General features: G+C 72.5%; 17 protein-coding genes. 7 read left to right on the forward strand and 10 right to left on the reverse strand.

The features are described from left to right. Positions 1-4: 4 nt before the first annotated feature. The 3 genes from ACWIHT_RS00715 to ACWIHT_RS00725 all read right to left on the reverse strand — a co-directional run bounded on the left by ACWIHT_RS00715 (position 5) and on the right by ACWIHT_RS00725 (position 2,102). Positions 5-670 (reverse strand): Rv1733c family protein, encoded by a 666-nt coding sequence (locus tag ACWIHT_RS00715; protein ID WP_456162926.1) that lies wholly within the window; start codon positions 668-670, stop codon positions 5-7. A 78-nt stretch (positions 671-748) separates the two neighbouring features. After that, entirely contained in the window at positions 749-1,504 is a 756-nt protein-coding gene (locus ACWIHT_RS00720) for a ferredoxin reductase (protein WP_456162928.1), read from the reverse strand. After that, on the reverse strand, positions 1,497-2,102 hold the full coding sequence (locus tag ACWIHT_RS00725) for a sulfite oxidase-like oxidoreductase (RefSeq protein WP_456162930.1): 606 nt from the start codon (positions 2,100-2,102) through the stop codon (positions 1,497-1,499). The genes ACWIHT_RS00720 and ACWIHT_RS00725 overlap by 8 nt, the downstream gene beginning before the upstream one ends. Positions 2,103-2,328: 226 nt before the next feature. On the opposite strand from ACWIHT_RS00725, the gene ACWIHT_RS00730 reads away from it, so the two are divergent. Beyond that, a complete protein-coding gene (locus tag ACWIHT_RS00730) occupies positions 2,329-3,255 on the forward strand; it encodes an NADP-dependent oxidoreductase (RefSeq protein WP_456162932.1) in 927 nt (308 codons plus the stop codon). After that, positions 3,252-3,974, forward strand: a complete 723-nt coding sequence (locus ACWIHT_RS00735; protein WP_456162934.1) for a GNAT family N-acetyltransferase — start codon at positions 3,252-3,254, stop codon at positions 3,972-3,974. The genes ACWIHT_RS00730 and ACWIHT_RS00735 overlap by 4 nt, the downstream gene beginning before the upstream one ends. Positions 3,975-3,984: 10 nt before the next feature. Here ACWIHT_RS00735 and ACWIHT_RS00740 read toward each other — a convergent pair whose 3' ends face one another. Continuing rightward, entirely contained in the window at positions 3,985-4,389 is a 405-nt protein-coding gene (locus ACWIHT_RS00740; RefSeq protein WP_456164536.1) for a MarR family winged helix-turn-helix transcriptional regulator, read from the reverse strand. Positions 4,390-4,671: 282 nt separating this feature from the next. Between ACWIHT_RS00740 and ACWIHT_RS00745 the strand changes: the two genes are divergently transcribed. Then, positions 4,672-5,484: a putative protein N(5)-glutamine methyltransferase gene (locus tag ACWIHT_RS00745; RefSeq protein ID WP_456162936.1), complete on the forward strand. Its 813-nt coding sequence runs from the start codon at positions 4,672-4,674 to the stop codon at positions 5,482-5,484. Here ACWIHT_RS00745 and ACWIHT_RS00750 read toward each other — a convergent pair. After that, complete coding sequence (locus ACWIHT_RS00750) at positions 5,474-6,214, reverse strand: hypothetical protein (protein WP_456162938.1); 741 nt, start codon at positions 6,212-6,214, stop codon at positions 5,474-5,476. The genes ACWIHT_RS00745 and ACWIHT_RS00750 overlap by 11 nt on opposite strands. 209 nt (positions 6,215-6,423) lie before the next feature. Between ACWIHT_RS00750 and ACWIHT_RS00755 the strand changes: the two genes are divergently transcribed. Then, complete coding sequence (locus ACWIHT_RS00755) at positions 6,424-8,439, forward strand: oxidoreductase (RefSeq protein ID WP_456162940.1); 2,016 nt, start codon at positions 6,424-6,426, stop codon at positions 8,437-8,439. Between the two features lie 22 nt (positions 8,440-8,461). Next, positions 8,462-8,998, forward strand: a complete 537-nt coding sequence (locus ACWIHT_RS00760; RefSeq protein WP_456162942.1) for a PadR family transcriptional regulator — start codon at positions 8,462-8,464, stop codon at positions 8,996-8,998. A 74-nt stretch (positions 8,999-9,072) separates the two neighbouring features. Here the strand turns inward: ACWIHT_RS00760 and ACWIHT_RS00765 are convergent, their stop codons facing one another. Next, positions 9,073-9,618, reverse strand: coding sequence for a hypothetical protein (locus ACWIHT_RS00765; protein ID WP_456162944.1), 546 nt, complete (start codon positions 9,616-9,618; stop codon positions 9,073-9,075). Between the two features lie 166 nt (positions 9,619-9,784). Continuing rightward, a complete protein-coding gene (locus ACWIHT_RS00770; RefSeq protein WP_456162946.1) occupies positions 9,785-10,780 on the reverse strand; it encodes a fibronectin type III domain-containing protein in 996 nt (331 codons plus the stop codon). A 426-nt stretch (positions 10,781-11,206) separates the two neighbouring features. Here ACWIHT_RS00770 and ACWIHT_RS00775 point away from each other — a divergent pair, with 426 nt between their 5' ends. After that, a complete protein-coding gene (locus ACWIHT_RS00775; protein WP_456162948.1) occupies positions 11,207-11,929 on the forward strand; it encodes a glycoside hydrolase family 75 protein in 723 nt (240 codons plus the stop codon). A 21-nt stretch (positions 11,930-11,950) separates the two neighbouring features. Here the strand turns inward: ACWIHT_RS00775 and ACWIHT_RS00780 are convergent, their stop codons facing one another. Beyond that, positions 11,951-12,712, reverse strand: coding sequence for an SDR family NAD(P)-dependent oxidoreductase (locus ACWIHT_RS00780; RefSeq protein ID WP_456162950.1), 762 nt, complete (start codon positions 12,710-12,712; stop codon positions 11,951-11,953). A 147-nt stretch (positions 12,713-12,859) separates the two neighbouring features. On the opposite strand from ACWIHT_RS00780, the gene ACWIHT_RS00785 reads away from it, so the two are divergent. Continuing rightward, complete coding sequence (locus ACWIHT_RS00785) at positions 12,860-13,498, forward strand: TetR/AcrR family transcriptional regulator (RefSeq protein ID WP_456162952.1); 639 nt, start codon at positions 12,860-12,862, stop codon at positions 13,496-13,498. Between the two features lie 72 nt (positions 13,499-13,570). On the opposite strand, the gene ACWIHT_RS00790 is transcribed toward ACWIHT_RS00785, so the two are convergent. Together ACWIHT_RS00790 and dhaL are read right to left on the reverse strand one after the other, a co-directional pair. After that, the gene (locus ACWIHT_RS00790; protein WP_456162954.1) at positions 13,571-13,981 is read right to left on the reverse strand and encodes a PTS-dependent dihydroxyacetone kinase phosphotransferase subunit DhaM; all 411 of its coding nucleotides are present in this window, start codon (positions 13,979-13,981) and stop codon (positions 13,571-13,573) included. Continuing rightward, positions 13,974-14,582, reverse strand: a complete 609-nt coding sequence (dhaL, locus tag ACWIHT_RS00795; protein ID WP_456162956.1) for a dihydroxyacetone kinase subunit DhaL — start codon at positions 14,580-14,582, stop codon at positions 13,974-13,976. Before dhaL ends, ACWIHT_RS00790 begins: the two co-directional genes overlap by 8 nt. Between the last annotated feature and the right edge of the window lie 44 nt (positions 14,583-14,626).

Below are 14,626 nucleotides of genomic sequence, written 5' to 3' on the forward strand. Positions count from 1 at the left end.
CGCGTCACGCCCTTCGTCTAGTCCACCGCGGTTCGGTGAGTGCCCAGTCCCGTTCCCACTCGGCCAACCGGTGGCGCAGCGCGACCCGTCGCGTCACCGTCGACGCGAGCAGCACGAGCCCGACCACACCGCCCGTGGCCCACATGCCGACCGTCAACGTGTGCTGCCAGACGGCCACTTCACCCGGCGGTGGTGCCACACCGCGGCCCTTGGCGTCGAACCACACGCTCACCACGTCACCGCGCCTCGTCCCCGCGGGGACCGTGGCCGTGGCCGTACGCGTCCCCCTGCCCGGCTCCGTCCAGCGCACCGCCACCAGGAAACCGTTCGGGCGGCTGCCCTCCGCGGCGGGGAGTCCGGCGGGCGGGGCGCCGATCACCTCGGCGCGGACGCGGTGGCGGTCGGCGCGCGCGGTCGCGGCGACGGTCCGGGCCTGGTCGTGGGCCCACAGACCCGCGGCGGCCCCGGCCAGGGGCGCGCAGACGAACAGGAGGACGGTGACGGCGACCGCCGTCCACGTCTCCACGACGTCCGACCGGCGCCGCAGCGGATTATGCCGCCTGCGCCGACTCCGTACCCGGTTCCGCACGTCGACCTCCTCGCCGTCACCGGAGCCGAGGAGCGCGAGGATCCCGCTGTCCCGACACCGCGCACGCGTGCGAGCGTCCACACAGCAGTCGTACCCCCTTCGGGGCACTTCCCTCAACCGGAGCCGAGGAGATCGGCGAGCGCGGCGGGTGGGAGGGCCTCAGCCGAAGCGTTCGATGCGGATGCGGTCCACCGGCTGGCCCGCCTCGACCAGCAGCCGTGAGGCGTGCTCGGCGAATCCGTTGGAGCCGCACACATAGGCCTCCCACCCACCGGGAGGCTGCTCGGCCAGGAGCGGTGCCACATGTGCCGCGGCCATACGTCCCACCGGCGCACCCGGTGGCGCGCTGCGCGTGAACACGGTCGTCGTCTCGGCGCCGTACTCCCGCGCGTAGATCAACTCCTCGGGCCTGCGTGCCGACACCACCAGCCGCAGCGGCACGGACAGCCGCCGCGCCCGGTGCTGCCGGAGCATCGACATCAGCGGTACGACCCCGGAACCGGCGCCCAGCAGCAGCGCGGGCCGGTCACCGGGCCAGGCGAAGAAGCCGCTCAGCGGGCCGCGTACCTCGACCTGGTCACCGGGCCGCGCCACCGTGTGGAACCAGCCGGAGACCTCGCCGCCCTCGACATGGTCCAGGGTCAGTTCCACATGCCCGGTGTCGTCCGGGTGCGAGGCGATCGAGTAGTGGCGCTGCGCCACATAGCCGTCCTCGGCGCGCAGCCGCAGCATCAGGTGCTGGCCCGCCAGATGGCCCGTCCAGCCGGGCACCGCGAACCGGAACGTCGAGGCGTGCGGGGTCTCCCGGCGGATCTCGGTGAGCGTGGCGGTCTGCCACACGGCGGCGGCCCGGTTGCTCACCGCGATCCGTCCCGGCACCGCGAACCTGGTGGTGGGCGCGAAGGTGTCAGTCACCGGAGTACCGCTGTTCCTCCCAGGGGTTGCCCCGGGCGTGATAGCCGTTCTGCTCCCAGAAGCCCGGCTCGTCGTGGTCCAGGAGACGCAGTCCCGCGATCCACTTGGCGCTCTTCCAGAAGTACAGGTGCGGCACCAGCAGCCGGGCGGGGCCGCCGTGCTCGGCGGGCAGCGGCTTCCCGTCGTACTCCCAGGAGATCCAGGCCCGTCCGCCGGTGACGTCGGAGAGCGGGAGGTTCGTGGTGTACCCGGTGTGCGAATAGGCGACCACATGTGTGGCGGACACATGGGGCCGCACCACATTGAGGAACGCGTCCAGCGAGACGCCCCCGAACCGCACCCCGAACTTCGACCAGCTCGTCACACAGTGGATGTCGCCCTCGTAGGCCGACGCGGGCAGTTCATGGGCCTGCGTCCAGTCCCAGGTGCGCGGCTCCTCGACCAGTCCGTCGACACGGAACGTCCAGTCGGCGGGCGCCAGGTCGGGGGTGACCTCGGCGGACAGGACGGGCCAGTCGTCGCCCGCGTCGTACTGACCGGGCGGCAGGCCGGCGTCGGGGACGCGGGCGCGTCCGGTGAAGCCTCGGGTGACGTGCATACGGGTGGAGCCTCCAGGTCGCTGCGGCGCGGGTCCGCCGGGCGAGCGAGATCAGTGGTTTCTCGTTTCAACGGTACGCGTCCACCGGGTATGCCCAGGTCCGAGGGGTACCGCCGATCATTGCGGCCGTATGAACTCTCCGGGCTCCGGGGAATAGCCGCCCGGTGGCCGACCTTGGTCTTGAGTGCCGGCGATGTGGTGACTGCGAAGGAGAGTGAGGGAGCAGATGCCGAAGGCATACGTCTTCACGCGTTACGGGGGACCTGAGACGGAGGCGCTCGTAGAGGTCGACCGGCCGAGTCCCGGTCCCGGTGAAGTCCTTGTCGCGGTGCGCGCGGCCGGGGTGAACCCGGTCGACTGGAAGCTGCGCACCGGCTACCGGCGGCCCGGCGAGACGGACACCCGCACGTTCCCCGCGGTCTTCGGCAACGAGGTCTCCGGCGTCGTCGAGGAGATCGGCGCCGATGTGGACGGCTTCGCCGTCGGCGACGAGGTCTTCGGCAACACGGTGGCCGGTGGTTACGCCGAGTACGCCCTGCTGCCCGCGACGGTCACCGCGCACAAGCCCGCGGAGCTGTCCTTCCAGGACGCCGCCACCCTGCCCGTCGCCGCGGCGACCGCCTACGACGGCGTCCGCCAGCTCGACCTGCCCGCCGGCGCGACCGTGCTGGTCACCGGCGCGGGCGGCGGCGTCGGCTCCGCGGCCGTACAGATCGCCCGGGCCCTCGGACTGCGTGCCGTGGGCGTGGCGAGCGAGGGCAAGAAGGACTTCGTGGAGTCGCTGGGCGCGGTCCACGTCCCGTCCGGACCCGACCTGGCCGTACGGGTACGAGCGGTCGCCCCCGACGGCGTCGACGGCGTCTACGACCTCGTCGGCGGCGAGGTGCTCGCCGAGGCCGCGACCCTGCTCGCCGACCCCGCGAAGCTGGTCACCGCCGGGGCCCCCGCCCCCGAGGTCGAGAAGCTCGGCGGCGCCCGCGTCGAGCGCGCCCGCACCGCGGCCGTCCTCGACGAGGTCGCACAGCTCGTGGTGAAAGGCCAACTGGATCCGCACGTCACGCGGACCTTCCCGCTCGATCGGGCGGGCGAGGCCCTGCGCACCGTCGAGGACGGTCACACGCGCGGCAAGATCGTGATCGAGGTCACCGCATGAGCACGTCCGACGAACGCGTCCTCGACAACCCCGCCCGCGCCGCCCTCACCGGCCCGCACGCCCACTTCGCCGAGCGGCGCGGCCGGGTCCTGCGCTACCCGGTCGACGTGACCCCCTGGCTGGCCCTGCCCGACGAGCCCGACGCCGACGACTGGGCGGACGTCGCCGCGCTCGCCGGGCCCGGCGCGGAGATCCCGCTGCTGGGCTTCCGGGGCCGGGTACCGGACGACTGGGAGATCACCTTCGACATCGACGGTGTGCAGATGGTGGACGACGGGATGACCGCCGCACCGGACCCCGAGGCGATCATCCTCGGTCCTGCCGACGTCCCCGAGATGCTCGATCTGGTGGAGCGGACCAAGCCCGGCCCCTTCCTGCCCCGAACCGTGGAACTCGGCACCTACCTGGGCATCCGCCGCGACGGCGCCCTCGTCGCCATGGCGGGCGAGCGTCTTCACCCGCCCGGCTGGACCGAGATCAGCGCCGTCTGCACCGACCCCGCCGCCCGCGGCGAGGGACTCGCGAGCCGTCTGATCCGGGCCGTCGCCTTCGGCATCCGCGAACGCGGCGAGACCCCGTTCCTGCACACCGGCGCGGGCAACGCCACCGCGATACGGCTGTACGAGTCCCTCGGCTTCCGGCTGCGCCTTCACACCGCGTTCCTCGCGGCACGGGCACCGGAGCACCTGACCGAGCCCCGGACCGTCGGGGTGTCGTAGGACCGACCCCTCACTTCTCCTCGGCGGGAGCCTTGCCCGGCCACGCGTTGTAGCGCTCCAGATAGCCGGCGAACCGCCGCAGATCCTCCTCCGGCCAGTCCGCCAGCCGCTCACGGAAGGCGGCCTGGCGGTTCTCGGTGACCTGGGCGAGGATCCGGCGGCCGGCGTCGGTCAGATGCAGGACCTGGACGCGGTGGTCCTCGGTATCGGGACGCCGTTCGATGAGGCCGGTCCGCTCCAGGGCGGTGACCTGCCGGCTGACGGTGGACTTGTCGAGGGCGTAGTGCGCGGCCAGGTCGGTGGCCCGGCGGCCGTCGCGCTCCTCCAGATGACTCAGCAGGGTGTACGACACCAGGGTCAGCTCGGGGTGCAGCCGGCCCGCCGACGCCCGGGCGCGCCGCGCGAAGGCGGTCATCTCGCGCTGGATGGTCTCCACGGCCCGGTCCGTTCGCACTGCGTCTCCTTCGTCGTCGTGGTTGCACAGTACAACTCAGTGGGGGCCCGGCTCCTCGCCGGTCCTGTGCTTCGGGTACTGTTGCGCTCCGTCGCGGACGTCCGCGACCCTGAACTCCTGGGAGGTGAGACCCATTTCCGCTGTGTCATGCCGGGTGCTCTCACCTCAGGACGGCTCGGCTCACCGGTAACAGGTGACCGCGAGAGCGCCCTTCGGCCACCTTCCGAAAGGCTCTCGGCTTCCATGCCTCCTCTTTCCCCCGCTTCTCCCGCTTCCCCCGCCTCCGTCGTCGCCGCGCTCCGTGCCGCGGGCTGTGTCTTCGCCGAGGACGAGGCGCGGCTGATCCTCTCCGCCGCCCGCACCCCGGAGGAGGTCGCCGCCATGGTGGACCGCCGCGTCGAGGGCCTCCCTCTCGAACTCGTCGTCGGCCACGCCGAGTTCAGGGGCCTGCACATCACAGTGGAACCCGGCGTGTTCGTGCCCCGCCGCCGTACCGAGTTCCTCGTCGAGCAGGCCCTCGCCCACGCCCCGGACGCGTCCGTCGTCGTGGACCTGTGCTGCGGTTCCGGCGCGGTCGGCGCGGCGCTGGCCGCCGCCCTCGGCCGGGTCGAACTGCACGCCGCCGACATCGACCCCGCCGCCACACGCTGCGCCCGCCGCAATGTCGCCGCCTTCGGCGGACACGTCCACACGGGCGACCTGTTCGCCGCGCTGCCCGGCGAGTTGCGCGGACGCGTCGACATCCTCGCGGCCAACGTGCCCTACGTCCCCAGCGACGAGGTCGGCCTGCTGCCCGCGGAGGCCCGCGAGCACGAGCCGCTGGTCGCCCTCGACGGCGGCACGGACGGCCTCGACATACTCCGCGAGGTCGCCGCGGGCGCCCTCGACTGGCTGGCCCCCGGCGGCTGTCTGCTCGTCGAGACCAGTGAGCGTCAACTCCCGGCAGCGGTCGAGGTGTTCAGGAGCGCGGGTCTGGACACGCGGTCGGCCTACTCCGAGGAGTCGTACGCCAACGTCGTGATCGGTGTCGGGCCGGCCGGCGCGGTCAGGTCGTAGCGCCACTGCCGGACGGGCTGGGCGAAGGCGCACCGCTCGGGCCGCCGCGTCCCCACGGGCCGTGGCCGCCCTGGAACCCGCCCGGTCCGCCCTGGCCTTGGCCCTTGCGGTCGAAGGTGCCCGTGAAGGCCCGGTCGGCGGTCCTGGTGCCGCTGTCGGAACGGGTGCCGATCAGGGAGGCGGTGTCGCCCTTCTTGAGGGCGGCGGAGTTCTGGGCCGTGGCGTCGGAAGCCACGGTCCAGGTCCACGAGGTCCCGTCGTCGCTCTTGACGGTGACCTGGTCGCCGTCCACCTTCGTGACCGTCCCGCGCTGCCAGATCCGTACGACCCACTTGCCGGTGGAGTCGTCCTTGACCGTCGCCTCGCCGTGCACGGCCTTGCCGCCGACGCCGAACCCGAACCACATGCCGCCCCCGTGCCGGAAGCCGGGCCCGCCGGGCGACGGCGAACCGGACGGGGCGGAGGACCCGGCCGCGGCGGGAATCGCGTCGCTGCCCGAACCGCCGGAGGTCGCCGCGTAGGCGACGCTGCCGCCCAGCGCGAGCACGCCCACGGTGACCGCGGCGATCACCGCCCGGGCCCGCTTCGAACGCTGCCGCCACAGCCGGTCGAGACCGTGCTCCCGCTCGGCCCCGCCGGGTCCGGTGAGCACCTCCCACTCGGGTGCGTGGTCCGGCATCGGCGGTATCGCCCCGGCGCTGTGGTCGTCGTGTTCAGGGTCGTGCGTCACGGCTCGCTCCCTCGGCCCGGGCGCCCGGCATCCCGCGGCACGCCTCCCTGTGATTCTCGACTCCTCCCGATAAGGAACAGGTAACGGCTCCCTGTGAATCTCCCTGTGAATCCGGGGGGAGCAGGCCTGCCGGGCCTTTGTGCAACTAGTTGCACAAACCTCGTCCCGTCCTCTACAAAAGAGGCACGACACCGCGCACGGAGGGCCCGATGAGCCGTTACCCGCACCTGCTGAACCCCCTTGACCTGGGCTTCACCACACTGCCCAACCGTGTCCTCATGGGCTCCATGCACATAGGCCTGGAAGAGGCCGAGCGCGGGTTCGAGCGCATGGCGGAGTTCTACGCGGCACGCGCGCGGGGCGGTGTCGGCCTGATCGTCACCGGCGGCATCGCGCCCAACGAGGCCGGTCGGCCCTACGAGGGCGGCGCCAAGCTGACCACCGAGGCCGAGGCCGCCCAGCACGCCGGGATCACCGCCGCCGTGCACGGAGAGGGCGGCCGGATCGCCATGCAGATCCTGCACTTCGGGCGGTACGCCTACCACCAGGACCTCGTCGCGCCGAGTGCCGTGCAGGCGCCGATCAGCCCCTTCGCGCCCCGCGCGCTCACCGACGCCGAGGTCGAGCAGACCATCGAGGACTACGTCCGCACGGCCCGCCTCGCCCGGCAGGCCGGCTACGACGGCGTCGAGATCATGGGCTCCGAGGGCTACCTCATCAACGAGTTCATCGCCGCCCAGACCAACCACCGCGACGACCGCTGGGGCGGCTCCTACGAGAACCGCACGCGCTTCCCCGTCGAGATCGTGCGCCGGGTGCGCGAGGCGGTCGGCGCGGACTTCATCATCGTCTACCGGCTGTCGATGCTCGACCTCGTCCCGGGCGGCTCCACACTCGACGAAGTCATCAGCCTGGCCAAGGCGGTTGAGGCCGCCGGGGCGACCATCATCAACACCGGCATCGGCTGGCACGAGGCCCGCATCCCCACCATCGCCACCTCGGTGCCGCGCGGCGCGTACACCTGGGTGACCAAGAAGCTGATGGGCGCGGTGTCCATCCCCCTCGTGACCACCAACCGCATCAATACCCCTGAACTGGCCGAGCGGTTGCTCGCCGACGGGTACGCCGACATGGTGTCGATGGCCCGCCCGATGCTCGCCGACCCGGACTTCGTCGCCAAGGCCGCCGCCGGCCGCTCCGACGCCATCAACACCTGCATCGGCTGCAACCAGGCCTGCCTCGACCACACCTTCAGCGGGAAGATCACCTCCTGCCTGGTCAACCCGCGCGCCTGCCACGAGACCGAACTCGTCCTCGCGCCAACGCGGTTGCGCAAACGCGTCGCGGTCGTCGGCGCGGGCCCGGCGGGACTCGCGTGCGCGGTGAGCGCCGCCGAGCGCGGCCACGAGGTCACGTTGTACGACGCCGCCGCCGAGATCGGCGGCCAGCTCAACGTCGCCCGACAGGTCCCGGGCAAGCAGGAGTTCGACGAGACACTGCGCTACTTCCGCACCCTGCTCGACGAGCACGGCGTGGACGTACGCCTCAACACCCCTGTGGCGGCAGGTGACTTGGCGGACCACGACGAGATCGTCGTCGCCACCGGAGTCACCCCGCGCACCCCCGACATCCCCGGCGTCGACCACCCTAGCGTCGTCGGCTACCTCGACGTCCTGCGCGACCGAGTCCCCGTCGGCGAGCGCGTCGCGATCCTCGGCGCGGGCGGCATCGGCTTCGACGTCGCCGAGTTCCTCACGGACGGCGGCGACAAGGCGAGCGAGGACCCGGAGACGTACTTCCGCGCCTGGGGCGTCGACATGGACTACGCGGCCCCCGGCGGCCTCGCCGCGCCCGAACGGCCCGCCCCGCCGCGCAGCGTCCACCTCCTCCAGCGCAAGGAGACCAAGGTCGGCGCCGGACTCGGCAAGACCACCGGCTGGATCCACCGCGCCGAACTCAAACACCGGGGCGTCACCATGGTCCCGGGCGTCCGGTACGACCTGATCGACGACGCCGGACTGCATGTCACCGTGGGCGAGGAGAGCACGGTCCTCGCCGTCGACACGATCGTGCTGTGCACCGGACAGGACCCGCGCCGCGACCTCTACGACCAACTGGCCGCCGCCGGACGGAGCGTGCACCTGATCGGCGGTGCCGACGTGGCCGCCGAACTGGACGCCAAACGGGCCATCAAGCAGGGCACCGAGGTCGCCGCCGCACTCTGAGAGCCGTCCCTAGGATGACCCCATGTCACTCCCGCACGCGATCCTCACCGCCCTTCTGGAGAAGCCGTCCTCGGGGCTGGAGCTGACCCGGCGCTTCGACAAGTCGATCGGCTACTTCTGGTCCGCCACGCACCAGCAGATCTATCGCGAGCTGGGAAGACTGGAGGCCGAGGGCCAGATCCGGGCGCTCACGCCCGAGCAGCCGGCCCGCGGCCAGAAGAAGAGCTACGAGGTGCTGCCCGCGGGCCGCGCCGAACTGGCCCGCTGGACCGCGTCCGCCCAGGACCCCAAGCCGCCGCGCGACACGATGCTGCTGCGACTGCGCGCGGCGGCGGTGGTCGGCACGGACGGCATCGAGGCCGACCTGCGCCGCCATCTCGACCTGCACCGACGGCAGTTGACGGAGTACGAGGAGATCGAGAAGCACGACTTCCCGCCCGACAGGGACAGCCCCCAGGACCGACTGCGGCACCTCGTGCTGCGCGCCGGCATCGACCTGGAGACCTTCTGGACGCAGTGGCTCACGCACGCGATCGAGGAGTTCGCCGAGTTGCCGTAGGACATGGAGAGGGACATGGGGGAGGGGCCGCCCGACGACCGGGCGGCCCCTCGACCGTGGAGGCGTGGGAACGGTCAGAGTCGGTAGGGCTTCGCGCGTCTGCGCAGGAACCAGGCCGTCGCGATGACGCCGGTTCCCACCAGGCCCGCGCCGACTCCCAGGGTGAGCGGGCCGTAGTCCTTCGTGGCCCCGCCGAGCCCGCCCATGACACCGCGTGAGGGCGAGGCCGTCGCGGTGACCCTGGGGGTCGCCGCGGCGGAGACGATCACGGTCTGGGTGCCCGCGGGCGTAGTGGCGTTCTGGCACATGACGATGACGGTGTAGGTGCCCGGAGTGACGCTCGTCCAGGCGGTGGACTGGCTGATGGTGGTGCCCGCCAGGGTCGCCTTCCGCCCCTCGGCGAAGCTCGCCTGACTGCTGGTGAGCAGTGAGCCGGTGCCCCAGACGCCGGTGGTGCGGTTCTGGGAACACGAGCTGGTCGTGACCGAGACGGTGGTCCCGGTCGTGCTCACGGAGATCCCCGAAGCCGCGCCGGCGGGGCCGGCGGTCAGGGCGAGGGGAAGAGCGGCGGCGGCTGTCACGGTCAGGCCGGAGCGGAGTAGTAGCTGAGAAGTGCGCATGGGACTGCCCTCCAACGGCACGGTTGGCGGAACATCCCTTGCGCCGCCGGGATCGGGAAACGGCCGTGCTGCCTCCAAGGAAGCCAACGCGCCCCCGGCCCGTCCCGCACCCGGACGGCGACCGGGCAGGTGACGGATTCCTTCGTCCGGCTCAGGGGTGTGGCTCCTACGGCGCGGTCTCGCCGGTCGTCACCGTCAGCTCCGCCGAGAACCCTCCCCACGTACCGTCCGGCAGTCGCGCCCTGAGCCGTACCCGATGGCTGTCCCCGGCCTCCCGGCCCACGTAGAAGCTGTATGTCGCCCGGCCGCGCGGCGCGGTCCCGCCCCAGACCAGTGAGGTGGCCGGCTGTCCGTCGAGGTGGATCTGGTACTCCGTGACCACCCCGTCCGTGCGTGGCGGCACCCAGGACAGGTCGATGTAGTACGCCCCGTCGTCGCCCCTGTGTGTCTTCGCGCTGAAGTCGGTGGGGGCGGTGCCCTGCCCGTCGTCGTTGCCCGGTGCCGTGGTCAGCGGGACGGCCGTGCTCGCGGGCGAGAGGTTGTCGGCGGCGTCCCGGGCCCGCACGGTGAAGGAGTAGCGCGTGCCGGGCCGCAGCCCTGTGACCACCGTTGCCGTCTGTGCGCCGCCCACACTGTGGATCTTCGTCCCGCCCTGGTAGATGTCGTACGACACCACACTCCGGTCGTCCTTGGAGCCGCCCCAGGACAGTTGGACCGCCCGGCTGCCGATGACCCGGCCCTGCGGTGCGCTCGGGCGGGTGGGTGCCGAGTGGTCCGCCGCGACGGCGACCGGCATCCGTGCCCTCACCTCGCGGCTGCGCGGTCCCAGGCGGCCGTCGGTGTCCCGGGCCCGCACGGTGAAGGCATACACAGTCGCGGGCTTGAGCCTGGTGACGTCCACCATGTGCTCGGAACCCGGTACTTCCTTCACTTTCGTGGTGCCCCGATATATCTCGTAGGTGCCGACGGCCGGGCTCGCCGTCACCGCGTCCCACATGACGTGCACGCTGGTCGCACTCCCCGCCGCGGCCGTGACGCCGACCGGGGCGCCGGGCGCGTGACCGTCCGTGTCACCAACCGTCCCGCAGGAGGCGAGCAGCAGGAGCGCGGCGCAGGTGAGGGCGGCACGGGGGAGAGCGAGGGTGGCCCGGACGCGTCGCACGATTCTGCCTCCCCGGCATTGCACGGGCATCACACGAGCTGAAAGGTCCGGACCAATATGGCGCGGGTGGGGCAATCGCAGCAAGAGGGGCGCCGTTGAAGATCGGTCGCGAAGGTTACGTATGCTGAGTTCCTCACGGCTGAACTCACCCCTGTGAGTGGGGAGTTCATGCCGGTGGCGCGGACCGCTGTCGTCGCTGATCCCGCGCCGGCGCGGGCGGTCGGGCGGCCGGAGCCGACATGGCTCCGGCCCCCGGCCCCCGTCGGGAGCGACCTGGGATTCAGCGGCCTGCCGCGTCGGGAGTGACCGGGACCGGCCGGGATCCGGGGGCGTGCACCGTCCGGCCCCCTATCAGTGGCCGCGTGATCGGACCGGTACCAGGGTGGGCTGAGTGTCCGTCAGATCCCCCAGGAGAGGGTCCTCATCGTGCGTGTCCAGACGCTGACGCTGGTCGCGGTCGGCGCCGCCCTGCTCGCCCCGACCACGCTGCCCGCCTCACCCGCCGCGTTCGCCCGACCCCAAGCGGGTCCTGCGGCGCTGCGCGAGGGCGACGTCGCGGCGGCCGACCTGCTGGCCAAGGTGCGTGACTGCGCCCCCGTCTCGCGCGGCCGGTACCGCACCGACGACGGAGAACCCGCGTCGATCCCGGTCTGCGGCACCAAGGAGGCCGTCTACTGGAAGGCCGACATGGACATCGACTGCGACGGGCAGGTCGGCACCCGCTGCAACGCGCGCACCGATCCGCTGTTCTCGGCCATGACTGCCTACCAGCAGTCCGACGGCCGCTATCTGGACGCCGAGCGGCTCCCCTACATCGTGGTCCCGGCCGCCAGCACCCTCTGGAACCACCGGGACCACGGGGTCGGCGGCGGTTCGGTCGCGGCCGTCGTCTACCGGGACCGGGTGCAGTACGCCGTCGTGGGAGACGTCGGCCCGCACGACATCATCGGCGAGGCCTCGTACGCCACGGCCAAGGCCCTCGGCATCCGCGCCGATCCGCGCGGCGGCGGGACGGACACCGGGGTCACCTACATCGTGTTCAAGGACTCACGGGTGAAGCCCATCGAGGACCACGCCGCCGCTGTGGAGCAGGGGCAGCGGCTGGCGCGGCTCTTCGTGCGGGGCGCGGTGGAGCGGCCGGCGCCGTAGGGCATCGGGTGGCCGGCGGGGTCAGACCGCCGACCAGCCGTCGTCGACCGGCAGGATCACGCCGTTGATGTTGCTCGCCGCGTCCGAGGCGAGGAACACGATCGCGGCGGCTTGCTCCTCGGGCTGGGCCACGCGGCCGACGTTGACGAAGTGCGGGCCGAGCGCTGCCGGGCCGAGGGCGGTCCGGTCGGCGTCCACGGAGATGTTGGTCGCCGTACCGCCCGGGGCGATGGCATTGGCGCGGATGCCCTGCTTGCGGTACATCACCGCGAGGGACTTCGTCAGGCCGACGACCCCGTGCTTGGAGGCCGTGTAGGCGGCGCCCGCCGCGCTGCCGCGGAAGCCGGCCTCCGAGGCGGTGTTCACGATCGCGCCCCGGCCCGCCGCCAGCATGTGCGGCAGCACGGCCCGGGTGAGCAGGAAGGGCGCGGTCAGGTTGACCCGGATGACCCGCTCCCACTCCGCGTCGGCCACGTCCGCCAGCGCCGACATCCGGTCCATGATCCCCGCGTTGTTCACCAGGACGTCGACCCCGCCGAACCGCTCCACGGCGGTCGCGGTCACCTCGTCGACGACCGCCTGCTCGCTCAGGTCGCCCGTGACGGCGACGGCCGTACCGCCCGCCTGCTCGATCTCCTTGACGACGGTCTCGGCGCCGTCGGCGTTCAGGTCGGCCACCACGACCTTGGCGCCCTCCGCGGCGAAGGCGAGCGCGGCGGCGCGCCCGATGCCCGAACCCGCTCCGGTGACGATGACGCTGCGTCCGTCGAGTCCACTGGTCATGACGTGCTCCTGTTCGTGGTGCGAGGCCTCTGGGCCCGTTGTGCACTCACCATACGACTTAATGTCTTCGAGTGACATAAAGTCGTGGGCGGATCATGGTGCAGAATCCCCGGAGGTCACGTCATGACCGCAGCCGGAGGGGAACTGATGACCGCATCCAGCGGACGCACGGGACGACCGCCGCTCACCGAGGCGCGCAAGGCCGAGATCCGGCTGGAGATCGCCCGGGCGGCAGTGGAACTGTTCGTCGCCCAGGGCGTGGCGGCGACCACCGGTGAGCAGATCGGCCAGGCGGTCGGCGTCTCCGCGCGTACGGTGTGGCGCTACTTCCCGAGCAAGGAGAGCTGCGTACGACCGCTGTTCTCGGCCGGTATCGACGTCATCGCCGCCCGGCTGCGGGAGTGGCCGCCCGGCCTCCCCCTTCAGGACCTGTTCGCCCCGAACCTCGCGACCGGCCTGCTCGCCGCGACTGGCCCCGACGGTGCCACCGGCAGCGCCCTGGTACGCCTCACCCGCACCGAACCGGGCCTGCGCGCGATCTGGCTCCAGACCTACGACGAGGCGGAACCGGCGTTCGCCCGCGCACTCGCCGACCGCTCAGGCCTGCCCGCGGGCGACCTGCGCCCCATGATCCAGGCGGCGATGCTCAACGCGGCACTGCGCGCGGCGGTCGAACGATTCGCGTGGAGCCCGCCCGGAACCGCGACGGACGCGGCGACGGGGGACGCCGAGGTGGCGGAGACGCTGCGCGCGGCGCTGGCCATCGCGGCGGAAGGGGTGTCGTAGGCACGTCTCCCGCCGGGCCCACGCAGCTGACGACCGCCGCCGTGGGCCTCACCCCTGCCGATACGTGCTGCCTCACACCTTTCGATAGGTGTACGCGTCCGCGGCCGCCGCCTCCACCGCGTCGAGGTCCGCCCCCGTCGACGCCGTGACGACCGCGGCCACCGCGCCCTCGACGAACGGGGCGTCCAACAGGCGCGTGCCGGGCGGGAGTTCGTCGCCCTCGGCGAGCAGGGCCTTCACGGTGAGTACGGCGCTGCCCAGGTCGGTGAGGACGGCGACCCCGGCGCCGCGGTCGACGGACGCGGCAGCGGCGGCGATCAGTTCGGAACTGGTGCCGAGCCCGCCGCCCTCGGTGCCGCCGGCCGGAGCGAGCGGCACGGCCGCGCCGCCGCCCGCGAGGCCCCGCGCCAACTCGGCCACGGAGGCGGCGACTTGGGCGCTGTGCGACACCAGCACGATCCCGACGAGCTGCTCGTCACTCACCGTCGGCCTCCGCGGCTTCCTGGAGCGCGGCGATCAGCAGCGCGGACGAGGTGGCGCCCGGGTCCTGGTGCCCGATGCTCCGCTCCCCGAGATAACTGGCCCTGCCCTTGTGGGCCTGGAGGGGAGTGGTGGCCACGGCACCCGCCTCGGCGGCGGCCCGCGCCGCGGCGAAACCCTCCGGCAGCGCGTCGACCGCCGGGACCAGCGCGTCGATCATGGTCTTGTCGCCGGGCGCGGCACCGCCGAGCGTCATGACCGCGTCGACTCCGGTGCGGAGCGCCTGGGCGAACTCCTCCTCGCTCACCTCGGCGGCGTCCCCGAGCGCCTTGCCGGTACGGCGCAGCAGCGTGCCGTAGAGCGGCCCCGAGGCGCCGCCGACGGTGGAGATGAGCTGTCGCCCGGCGAGGGTGAGGACGGCGCCGGGGGTGTCCGGCGCCTCCTTCTCCAGGGTGGCCGCCACGGCGGTGAACCCGCGTTGCAGGTTCGCGCCGTGGTCGGCGTCGCCGATGGGGGAGTCGAGGTCGGTGAGCCGCCCCGCCTCGCGGGCGACGGAGGCGGCGGTCGCCGTCATCCAACGGCGGAAGAAGTCGGCGTCGAGCACTGGATCTCCTTGCGTGGTGGGTGAGTTGGCCGAACGCGCCGACG

The sequence above is a fragment of the Streptomyces sp. NPDC002276 genome (assembly GCF_053891435.1).